This is a genomic window from Sphingomonas sp. GC_Shp_6 (assembly GCF_026540835.1).
In the GTDB taxonomy this organism is placed as follows: Bacteria; Pseudomonadota; Alphaproteobacteria; order Sphingomonadales; family Sphingomonadaceae; genus Sphingomonas.
Window position 1 is genome coordinate 1 of record NZ_JALNUO010000047.1, and the last position, 729, is coordinate 729.

General features: G+C 65.3%; 2 protein-coding genes. One reads left to right on the top strand and one right to left on the bottom strand.

Going from position 1 to position 729, the window contains the following annotated elements:
- Positions 1-17 precede the first annotated feature (17 nt).
- Positions 18-560 (top strand): alpha/beta hydrolase, encoded by a 543-nt coding sequence (locus tag OXQ95_RS18615; RefSeq protein WP_267383126.1) that lies wholly within the window; start codon positions 18-20, stop codon positions 558-560.
- Here OXQ95_RS18615 and OXQ95_RS18620 read toward each other — a convergent pair.
- Positions 526-729, bottom strand: a 204-nt coding sequence (locus OXQ95_RS18620) for a hypothetical protein (RefSeq protein WP_267383124.1), incomplete at its 5' end; no start/stop codon positions are given. The genes OXQ95_RS18615 and OXQ95_RS18620 overlap by 35 nt on opposite strands.

A 729-nucleotide genomic window follows, 5' to 3' on the forward strand; every position in this document is an offset into this window, starting at 1 on the left:
GCGTGAAAGCCCCGGTGGTGGCGTTTGGCACCTCCTGGGGCGGCTTCGTCGCCCCCCGCATAGCGCTGCGCGTGCCCGATCGCGTGCGCGGGATGGTCCTGTTCAACACCTCGGCCGACGCGCCGCAGTTCTCGCAACGTGCCAAGGCGACCGTGCTGACCAGACTGATGCCGATCGCCGCGCTCGACGGCATGGTGGACCGCATCAACCTTTCGACGCTGCTCTCCACCAGGATGCGGCGCGACAGACCGGCGATCGGCGTCGGCATCGTCCGGGGCTATCGTTCGTGGGGCCGGCACGCGCTGATCCGCGTCGTCCGCTCGGTGCTGCTCGACCGCGCCGCCATCGTCGATGCCCTTCCGAGGATCGCCGCACCGACGCTGGTGGTGTCGGGCGGCCAGGATTCCATCCTGCCGGCGCGACTTGGACGCCGGATCGTCGAAGGTTTGCCGCACGCCACCTATGCGGAAGTCGCCGACGCGGCGCATCTGATCCCGCTCGAACGGCCAGAAGCGGCCAACCGGCTTATTGCCGAGTTTCTGCGACAGCTTCCCACATAGGAACGACGATCGGAACGGGGAGCGTTCTCAGAATCGAACGTCTGACGGGAAGCTCGCCGCCTTGATCGCGCTGCTGAACGCCAGCGAGTTTTGCTTTCTCAAAATCTGTTTCCGGTTGCTCTTTCCCGGAATGATCAATCGGAGACAAAGAAGCGGGAAAGATCGCGCT